Raw genomic sequence first — 9,688 nt, forward strand, 5'->3', positions numbered from 1 at the left:
TTAAGGCCACCTTACGGGCGTCAGACGCCCGTAAGGTGGCCTTAACGGCATGTGGTGAGGTCGGCACGGGCGGCAGGTCACGAGAAGATTACGATCATTGTGTACGGTGTCCCGTGATGGACACCACCGCTGCCGCCGCGCCGCCGAGGTTCCTCCTGCCGACGTCCGTCGCGGCGAGAGCGCGGTCCTGGCTGCTGCCCGCCGGGGCGGCGGCGGTGTCCGCGGTGGTGTTCTCACTGGTCAGCGGCCATCTCATCGACGACAGCTACATCACGCTGTCGTATGCGAAGAACCTCGCCTTCCACGGCCACTGGGGCCTGGTCGAGCAGGGCACCGCCAACACCGCGACGTCGCCGCTGAACGTGCTCGTCCTCGCGGCGGTGACGTTCCTGGTGCGTGACGCGGTCCTGGCCGCCGGGATCGTCTTCGTGGTGAGCCAGGTCCTGCTGGTGCTCGGGCTGCGGCGGGTCGCGGCCCGCACCGGCATCACCTCCGCGTTCGCGCCGCTCACGTTCGCGATGCTGCTGGTGAACCCGCTGCTGCTGTCCTCGATCGGGCTCGAGGTCACGCTCGGCGCCGCCGGGGTGGTCTGGCTGACGACGTTCGCCGTCGAACGCCGTCCCGTCGCGCTCGGGCTCACCGCGGGACTGCTGGTGCTCGTCCGGATCGATCTGCTGCTCGTCGCGCTCGTCGTCTTCCTTGCCCGGCGCCGGTTCTGGGCCGGGGTCTGGCGCACCGTGCTCACCCTGCTCGCGGTCACCGTGCCGTGGTTCACGTTCAGCTGGCTCGTCCTCGGCTCCGCGGTGCCGGACACGCTGGTCATCAAGATCGCCCAGCCGCCGTGGGGCGCGTTCAGCTTCGCCAACGGCCCGCTGCTCTACCTGCGCAGTTTTCCCGCAGCCGCAACACTTTCCTTCCTGCCGTTGCTGTTCGGCGGCGTCGCTGGTCTACTGTGGACGGTCCAGCTGCGTGCGGGTTCGGCGCGGGCGCGCAAGCTGGCGCCCTTCGCCGCGCTCGCCGTCGCCGGCGCGGTGCACTACCTCGTCTATTCCTGGCTCGGCGTGCCGCCCTATCACTGGTACTACGCGTCGAGCATCGTCGGCGCGACGGTCTTCCTCGCCGCCTGCGTTTGCGAAGTGCCCCAATACGCTCGAGCCTGGACGGCCGTCGCCGCCGGCGCGATCGTGCTCGCCGGCGTGGCCGCGTACGCGTTGCCAGGCCTGCCACGCCGGTTCGCGCCGATCACCAGCAACCACGCGGCGTCGGCGGAATACCGGAAGATCGGGGAACAGCTCGGCGCGCTGGCCAAGGGAAGAAAAGTGGAAAGTGCGGGGGAGGCGGGCGCGTTGACGTACGCCTGTGACTGCGAGTTGCTGGACCAGTATTCCGACCGCGGCGCCGTCGACCCGGCGATCGCGGCGACGAAGAATCGCAGCGGTGATCTGGCGCGGGCGTTGCTGGAAGCCAACTTCCACAACTTCGACCACAGCGTCGCCCCCACGACACCCGATCTCGTGCTCGCCACGACCCGCCGCGCGCCGCCATCCACCGCACTGGCGAGCTGGACCATCGATTCGCCGTGGGCGGGGACCCAGCGGCTTTATCTGGCCCCGGCGCGCTGAGCGGTGCTGCCGGTATCCTTGAAGGGGGTGTGTCGGACACTCCCGTAATTGACCCAGGGGGTGGGCCAATGGGAGCCGTCCGGAGGTATCTGAGCAACGAGCGGCGCGCGTTCGCCAGCATCTGGCTGCTGCTCCGGCGCCGCAAGGACGTTCCGTCCGACGGTGTCGCGCTGGCGTATTCGGGGCCACGCACGCCGATGCTCATCGTGTTCGCCGCGGTTTCGTTCGCCGAGACCGGCTTGATCTGGCTGATCGACCTCGGGCTCGTGATCGACCTCGTCCTGCTGGTGCTCGGCCTCTACTCGGCGTTGTTCGTGTTCGGCATCTTCGCCGCGTCGGTCACCCGTCCCCATGTCGTCTCGCCACGTGAGGTGTGGATCCGCGCGGGTGTCTTCTACGACGTCCGCGTGCCGCTCACGGACGTGCTGAGCCTGCGGCGGCACAAGCAGACCCATCCGCCCACCGTACGGACGTTCACCGGCGACGAGCTGATCATGCACGAGGACTACGACACCAATCTCGTCCTCGAACTCCGCGAGCCGATCACCGTGACCCGCCCCTTGGGTGGCACCGAGTCGGTACGCGTGATCCGTTGCTACGCCGAGGAGCCCGATATCGCCGTAAGCGCCTTCGACGGCTTCACGCCGCGACAGGCTGCCTGAGCCCGAGGTCGGCCGAGGCAAGCTGACGCCGGGTGAGCTTGAGGCCCCCGACGATCGCGGCGACGGTGACGAGCGCGTCCAGGAACGGCACGGAGTCCACCGGCAGGGTGTAGGCCATCGCCACTACGACGCCGCCCAGCGCGAGGTTCCCGACGCCCCACCACAGCGTGGTGACGCGCCACAGCTGCCGGACTGCGGCGTCGTCGGCCCAGCGACGCTCCATCGGCGCCGTGCGGCCGGGCGCCATCGTCCGCGCCGCGTGGTAGATGAACGGCCTGCTCCCCACCGCGAGGCTGACGAGCATCCAGCCGCCGACCAGCAGTCCGAACCAGGCGTTGCGGATCAGCAGCAGCCGGGGATCGCCGGAGATCAGCGACACCGCCACGTTGACCACCAGCATCGCGAGCACGAACGAGCCCAGCGGGTCGATCCGGCGCTCCCGCAGCGCCACCCAGCCGACGCGCAGTGCCGGCGGCAGCCCGCCGAGCAGCAGCGCCCAGAGCGCGTCGACGTCGAACGCGCGGAGCACGTAGAACACCGCCATCGGGATGACGAGATCGCGCGCCAGTACCAGGAATCGGGAGTTGTTCACCGGGTTAGTCATGCTCACAGGGTGTCGTGGGCAGGGTGGCCGGCACATCGATACGCGGGTTGGTCGCCGCGCCGCCCGGATGGATCCCGGCGTCAACCCGTGGGTTGAGACCGTCCGGGGCAAGCGGCGCGGATCACGAGCCGACGGGCAGTTGCATAACTTGCTCAGCTGTACGAAATTCCTCCGGCCGCGGTTGGTGTGTGTCCGTGGAGCGCGATTCGTGGCGCCGGGCCGTGAATCGGTGCCGCTATTCGCGGACGATCATCGATAATTCGGCAACAATCCGCGCGAGCCGGGCTTTCGAAGATCGACCGCTGTTGATCTTTTCGCGCATGCGTATGGGTGATGATCCGCTTCGCCGGATTGAGGGCGCATTTCGAGCTGTGTACGCTGCTCAGTGCGGGTGCGGCGTTGACTTTCGAGGCTGCGGGGGAATCATGACCCATGACGGGTTCCGGCTTTCCGGCGTTCGTGAAATCACCGAAACCCTGGTCGATGAACTGATCCGGCGGCCGGGTGGCACGCATCGCCGGCTCCCGGTCGTGCTGGTTCTGGGGGCTCGCGGAACGGGAAAAACCGCATTGCTCGAAGTGATCGAAACGCGCTGCGCGAACCACCTCCCGCACGCATTGGTCGATCTCGAGGAAATGCCGTCCGCGCGGCCGAGGGAAATCCTCGCCGAGCTCGCCTTCGGGCTGAGCCGGAAGTGTCCGCAGTTCGGCAGGGTCCCTTTTCCCCGGCTGTGGTTGTGCGCGCTGGTCACGGCCAGCGACCTGAGCACGCCGGATCGCCGGAGGGCGCTGGACGACCTGGCGAAGCTGCTGAAGCGGGACAGGCTGGTGGAAAAGCACCGTGGCGAGCTGCTCGACGTCGCGCAGCTCGCCGGACAGGCTGGCGGCCTGCCGGGATGGGCGCCCGCCGCCACCGATCTGCTGCTCACCGGTCTCAACTGGCTGAGCCACAAGCGGACCCTCGGCCTGATCCGGCGGATGTCCGGCCCGCAGGGCGACCCCCGCGACATGCTGGTGGACCTGCGCAAGGACGCCGCCAAGAACAAGGCGGTCGACGAGATGTTCTTCGACGCCTTCCTCGCCGACCTGCGGCAGGCCTACACCGGCACGATCCACCGGCTCCGCCGCACGGCGAACTGCGTGGTACTGCTGGACAACGCGCACACCCGGGCGGCGAGGGGCTTTCTCACGGCGATGGTCGAGGCGCGGCGCCGGGGTGGCAGCGGCGACCCGGTGGTGCTGCTCGCGACGAGCAGGTCGTGGAACCCCGAGTGGAGCGCCGAGTGGCGGCGGCCCGGTACCGCCGCGGAAGGCACGCGGGCGTTGCCGCTGCCGCGGACAGCCGCCGAGGTCGGCCGGGACTGCCGGGCCGGGCCTGCGCTCGGGCCGGGCCCCTGGTATCTGATCTCGGTCGCGAATCTGGACCCCGGCGGCAGCAGGGAGGTCGTCGGCGCCGCGAGGCCGATCGGCTCGTTCGACGTGTCCTCGTTCGTGTACCGGCTGACCGGCGGCCATCCGTGGGCTGTGCGCCGGGTGCTGGACGTGCTCTCCCGGCAGGACGAGCCGACCCGGCCGCACCGGCTGCGCCTGCTGTTGTCCCTGCGGCCGGATCCGGAACAGGACGTCACGCTCGCCGAGGAAGCGGTGGATTACCTGCTGCAGGACCTCGACAGCACGAACCAGCTCGAGGACCTGACCACGTTGAGCGCGGGCCGGGACCTGGAGTTCGTGGCCGACGCCGAGATCCTGCGGTCCCGGCAGCCGGACGGCGGCAGCGCCCTCTACCGGGTGCTCGTCAACCACCTGCTGGTGACGAGCCAGACGCACGGGAACCGGGCGAGTCTCGTGCTGGACCGGTGGCTGCGCCGGGTGCTGCTGCACCGGCTCGCGGCCCGGCCCGAGGACAGCCCGATCGGGTGGAACGCGGTGCACACGCGCTGCCGGGACTACTACGCGCACCGCGGCCGCGCGACCGACGCCGTCTACCACGAACTCGCCCTCGGCAACGTGAACGCGGCCGTCACCCACCTCGCCGGGCCGTTCAAATCACTGGACGTCCCGTTCGACCAGGACGTCGCCGAGCGGTGGCTGGCCGATCTCGACCTCATCACCGCGGCGCCCAACCGGCTCGCCACCGACGTCGATCCGCTGGCGCAGGTCGAGGAGCTGATCGGCGAGGCGGGCACGGTGGGCCCGTTCGGCCTGGCGCTGCCGCGGCTGATCGGCTCGCTGTGGCTGGCGGGCGACGCGCTCGGGGATCCGGCGAACGCGCTCCAGGGCCGCATCGCCGGCAGTTACAGCCAGCTCGCGGGACACCGCGGCCAGGGTTCGATACTGCTGCACGACAGGGCGGAGAGGTACCAGGCCTGATGAGCGAGGTACGGATTCCCAATCCCTTCAGGCGGATCGTGAAGGTCGTGCTGGCCGTCGTGCTCGTGGCCGTGGCGACGACCGCGGGTATCGTGGGGTGGGACCACCTGCAACGATGCGACGATGAGGACAGCGTCCGTTCGGTGGGAGGCGAATGCGTCGGCGTCACCGCGGGCGGCAGCGACTTCGATCAGCCCGCCCTCGGCGAGATCATCGGCAAGATCAGGCAGGCCAACGAAAAGGCACAGCAGGCCACGAAGTACGTCAGCGTGGCGGTGTTCCTGCCGATGACGCCGCAGCGGAACAGTCTGGCACCGCTCAGCTGGGTGATCCATCAGCTGCAGGGCGCCTATCTCGCCCAGGCCGCGTTCAACGACCGCAGCGCCCTCCCCAAGGTCAGGCTGCTGCTCGCCAATCCCGGCGACCGGATGGACGCGTGGGAGCGGGTGACGGACGAACTGGCCGACCGGCGGGCGGAGCCGGACAATCTGGTCGCGGTGACCGGGATCGGGCTCAGCCTCGGCTACGCGGACAACGCGATGCGGAAGCTGTCCGGGCTCGGCATCCCGATGGTCGGTTCCACCATCTCCGCCGACGACCTCGACAGCATTCCCGGTTTGCTCCGCCCGGCACCCACCAACGTGCGGCAGGCACAGGCCGCGGCCACCTACGCCAAGGACGAGCTGCGCGCCACGACCGCGATGCTGGTGGTCGACACCAACAAGAACGATGCGTACTCCCGGACGCTTGCCGCCGCCTTCCGGGCGCGGTTCACCGACGCCACCCACCGGGTGCTGGAGGTGGAGCAACAGTACGACTCCAGCCTCGAGGGCGTCGACAACACCTTCGCGCTGATGCAGCCGAATCTGTGCGCGGCGAAGGCGGAGTTCGTCTACTTCGCCGGCCGGGGCCGGGATCTCCTCCAGCTGATCAACCGGCTCGCCGGGCGGCTGTGCCAGGAGCGGACCATCACGGTACTGGCCGGTGACGACCTGGCGTCGGGTTCGGTCACCCCGAACAGTGTTCGCGCGGGGCTGGACGCGAACGTGCGGGTCATCTACACCGAGCTGGCACATCCCGGGGCCTGGGCGGTGGACCGGGAACGGCCCGCGGCCCAGCGGCAGTTCTCCGACACCACGATCAACCGTTTCCTCAAGCAGGCGCCCGACTCCCAGGGCTGCTTCCAGTGCCTGTTCGGCAGCGAATCACTCGAGGACGGCGCCGCGATCATGTCCCACGACGCGGTGCTCACCGCGACGACGGCGATCCAGCTGACCGCGAGCCAGGACGGCGACCACGTCACGACGCAACGGCTGCTGCAGACCTTCAAGGTGCTCAACGGGGAGACCGCGGTCGCGGGCTCCAGCGGCAAGCTGTCCTACGACAACAAGGGCACCGTGCAGGGCAAGGTGGTGCCCCTGCTGCGGCTCAACGCCGACGGCTCGTCGACCTTCCTGCACCTCGAGACGGGGTGAGTCCCGCGACGGCTCAGATGGGCAGCTTGCGGAAGATCGGGCGGGGCACGTGCCGCAGCGCCGACATCACCAGGCGGAACTGCGCCGGTGCCCACACCAGGTCCTTGCCCTTGCGGGCGGCGTCGACGGCGATTTCGGCGACCTGCTCGGCGGTCTGCGCCAGCGGGGCGTCCTTCAGGCCCGCGGTCATCTTGGTCTTCACGTGGCCCGGCCGGACGACGGTCACCTTGACGCCGTGCGGCGCGAGCGCCTCGCCGAGACCTAGGTAGAAGCCGTCGAACCCGGCCTTGGTCGAGCCGTAGACGAAGTTCGACCGCCGGACGCGCTCACCGGCCACCGAGGACAGCGCGATCACCGTGCCGTGCCCCTGGACCTTGAGCTTCTCCGACAGCGCGACGCCGACCGACACCGCGGCGGTGTAGTTCACCGTTGCCGCCTCGACGGCCTTCGCGTGGTCCTGCCACAGCTGTTCGGGGTCGCCGAGCAGACCGAACGCCACGACCGCGACGTCGATGTCGCCGCCCTCGAACGCCTTGTCCAGCACGGCGGGGTGCGAGGCGGTGTCCGTCGCGTCGAAGTCCACAGTGGACACTTCGGCGCCCTTGTCCTTCAGGTGCTGCGCCGCCGCTTCCAGCCGGGGCGAGGGCCGTGCCGCCAGCACGACGCGCAGCGGCTTCTCGGCGAGGTACTTCTCGGCGATCGCCAGCGCGATGTCGGAGGTGCCGCCGAGCAGCAGCAGGGACTGGGGATTGCCAACCGCGTCGATCACAGTTCGAGCCTCCGGCTCATGTCAGAGGCGAAAACGCCCTCGGGGTCGATGGATGCACGGACCTTGCGCCACTCTTCGAGCCGCGGGTACATCTTCGCGAACGTCTCCGGCGAAGTCCGCGAGTCCTTCGCCGTGTACAACCGGCCACCGGCGGCCAGCACCATCTCGTCCAGCTCGTTGCACAGCGTGCCCAGCCCGGACTTGATCGGGAAGTCGAGGCAGACCATCCAGCCGGTGTCGGGGAACGACAGCGGCGCCCGGTTGCCCTTGCCCATCTGCTTGAAGACGTTGAGCGCCGAGTAGTGCCCGGAGTGCGCGACCTTCTCCACGATCCGGCGGAGGCTCTCGTTCGCGCCGATCGGGGTGCTGAACTGGTACTGGAGGAACCCCTTGCTGCCGTAGCCGCGGTTCCACTCCCCGACCAGGTCGAGCATGTGGTAGAAGGCGGTGATGTTCTGGATCGCGCCCCGGCCGTGCTTCGGGGTCGACCGGTAGTAGAACTCGCCGATCGCGCTCAGCGAGAACTTGTTCATCAGGCCGTTCGGGAACACGTCCGGCACTGTGAGCAACTGCGGCGCGGAGAACTTCAGCGGCTCGGCCCGCAGCTTCGGCGGCAGGTCGTCGAGCTTGGCGAGCGAGCCGCGAGCGAAGGCGCCCCGGCCGAGCTTGCGGCCCTTGTTGATCGTGTCGAACCAGACCGACGAGTAGGTGTAGTTGTCGTCGGAGCCGTCGCTGATGAGGGCGAGGGTGCCGTCGAGGTCGTCGGTGCGGTCGTTGTCGACGATGAAGTACGCGGACTCGGTCTTGGTCATCCGGATCTTGGCGCGCACGATGATGCCGGTCAGCCCGATCCCGGCCACGGTCGCCCAGAACAGCTCCGACTCGGGGCCCTCCGGCGTCAGCGTCCGGATCTTGCCGTCCGCGGTGACCAGGTCCATCGACACGACGTGGTTGCCGAAGCTGCCCGCGCTGTGGTGGTTCTTGCCGTGGATGTCGTTGGCGATCGCGCCGCCGATGGTGACCTGGCGCGTGCCGGGCAGCACCGGGACCCACAGGCCGAACGGCAGCGCCTCGCGCATCAGCGTGTCCAGGCTGACGCCCGCGTCGAGGTCCACGATCGCCGAGTCCGGGTCGATCGAGTGGATCCGGTTCAGCGCGGTCATGTCGACGACGAGGCCGCCCGCGTTCTGCGCCGGGTCGCCGTAGGAGCGGCCGAGCCCGCGCGCGATGACCCCGCGCTCGCCCGCTCTCGTCACGGCGCGCGCGATGACCTCCACGTCGGGGGTGCTCAGCACGTCGGCGATGGTCGGTGACGTCCTCGCCCAGCCGGTGAGCGTCTTGCGCTGTGTCTCGGGTGCTTGGGTCACCCGACCAGGGTAGCCACGCCGAACACCGCCCGGAACGTGACCCTGAAGTGCCCGCTTCTACACTTTGCGCATCAAGGCACAAGCGCCCAGGTGGTTGAAAGCGACCGCGAATCGAAGCCGATGAGGTAACAGCAGTGGTGGCGACTGATCCGCAAGCCGATGCGACGGCAGTGACGCCGTCGAGTCCCGGGCTGCTCGGGCAGCTCATCCGCTTCGCCCTGATCGGGGGGTTCTGCGCCCTCGTCGACCTGGGCACCTACTCGCTGCTGCGTGCGGTCGGGATGGATGCGACACCGTGGGTGGACATCGCCCGCGCGATCAGCTTCATCGTCGGCACGACCACGGCGTTCTTCCTGAACCGGCGGTTCACCTTCGCCGGGGGCAGGCGGGGCGGTGGCGCGCAGATCGGCGGGTTCGTGCTGCTCTACGCTGTGACGTTCTTCGTCGCGGTCGGGATGAACCGGTGGATGTTGCACCTGCTGCCCGAGTCGACGTGGAAAGCCACACTCGGTTGGGTGATCTCGCAGGCAACCGCCACGGTGATCAATTTCGTCATGCTCAAGTGGGTCGTTTTCCGTGAACACCCGGTAAAGGAGAACTGAGGATTCTTATGCCCGGTAAAGCAGTAGCCACCGGACAGGCCCCGAGCGTCGACGTGAAGGTGGCTGGGGAGACCACGTTCACCGAGCACACTCCCCAGGGCAGGTTGACCGCGCAGCGTGGTCTGTATGCGGGTCCGGCTCCGATTGTGAGCAAGGATTTGTATGCGGAGCTGGAGTGGGGCTCGGCGGTGCGGGATCGTGGTGGGGTGACGGTGGAG

8 protein-coding genes and 1 pseudogene are annotated in these 9,688 nt (G+C 68.9%); 6 read left to right on the forward strand and 3 right to left on the reverse strand.

What is annotated here, in order from left to right; all coding sequences use genetic code 11:
* The first annotated feature begins 116 nt into the window (after positions 1–116).
* Both ACFW0G_RS44795 and ACFW0G_RS44800 read left to right on the forward strand, forming a co-directional pair.
* A complete protein-coding gene (locus ACFW0G_RS44795) occupies positions 117–1,622 on the forward strand; it encodes a hypothetical protein (RefSeq protein WP_378331689.1) in 1,506 nt (501 codons plus the stop codon).
* 68 nt (positions 1,623–1,690) lie between these two features.
* Complete coding sequence (locus ACFW0G_RS44800) at positions 1,691–2,284, forward strand: hypothetical protein (protein ID WP_378331690.1); 594 nt, start codon at positions 1,691–1,693, stop codon at positions 2,282–2,284.
* Here ACFW0G_RS44800 and ACFW0G_RS44805 read toward each other — a convergent pair.
* On the reverse strand, positions 2,262–2,888 hold the full coding sequence (locus tag ACFW0G_RS44805; protein WP_378331692.1) for a VC0807 family protein: 627 nt from the start codon (positions 2,886–2,888) through the stop codon (positions 2,262–2,264). The genes ACFW0G_RS44800 and ACFW0G_RS44805 overlap by 23 nt on opposite strands.
* 425 nt (positions 2,889–3,313) lie before the next feature.
* Here ACFW0G_RS44805 and ACFW0G_RS44810 point away from each other — a divergent pair, with 425 nt between their 5' ends.
* A complete protein-coding gene (locus ACFW0G_RS44810) occupies positions 3,314–5,257 on the forward strand; it encodes a hypothetical protein (RefSeq protein ID WP_378331693.1) in 1,944 nt (647 codons plus the stop codon).
* A complete protein-coding gene (locus tag ACFW0G_RS44815) occupies positions 5,257–6,732 on the forward strand; it encodes a hypothetical protein (RefSeq protein ID WP_378331694.1) in 1,476 nt (491 codons plus the stop codon). The genes ACFW0G_RS44810 and ACFW0G_RS44815 overlap by 1 nt, the downstream gene beginning before the upstream one ends.
* Before the next feature lie 13 nt (positions 6,733–6,745).
* Here the strand turns inward: ACFW0G_RS44815 and ACFW0G_RS44820 are convergent, their stop codons facing one another.
* Entirely contained in the window at positions 6,746–7,501 is a 756-nt protein-coding gene (locus ACFW0G_RS44820) for a decaprenylphospho-beta-D-erythro-pentofuranosid-2-ulose 2-reductase (RefSeq protein ID WP_378331695.1), read from the reverse strand.
* Complete coding sequence (locus tag ACFW0G_RS44825) at positions 7,498–8,868, reverse strand: FAD-binding protein (protein WP_378331696.1); 1,371 nt, start codon at positions 8,866–8,868, stop codon at positions 7,498–7,500. The genes ACFW0G_RS44820 and ACFW0G_RS44825 overlap by 4 nt, the downstream gene beginning before the upstream one ends.
* Before the next feature lie 134 nt (positions 8,869–9,002).
* Between ACFW0G_RS44825 and ACFW0G_RS44830 the strand changes: the two genes are divergently transcribed.
* Both ACFW0G_RS44830 and ACFW0G_RS44835 read left to right on the forward strand, forming a co-directional pair.
* Positions 9,003–9,470 carry a GtrA family protein gene (locus tag ACFW0G_RS44830; RefSeq protein ID WP_378331697.1) on the forward strand — a complete coding sequence of 156 codons (468 nt, stop codon included), beginning with the start codon at positions 9,003–9,005 and terminating at the stop codon, positions 9,468–9,470.
* Positions 9,471–9,478: 8 nt separating this feature from the next.
* Positions 9,479–9,688 (forward strand): annotated as a pseudogene (locus ACFW0G_RS44835) (glycosyltransferase family 2 protein); the annotation flags it as partial.

It is taken from the genome of Amycolatopsis sp. NPDC058986 (assembly GCF_042741125.1).
In the GTDB taxonomy this organism is placed as follows: Bacteria; Actinomycetota; Actinomycetes; order Mycobacteriales; family Pseudonocardiaceae; genus Amycolatopsis.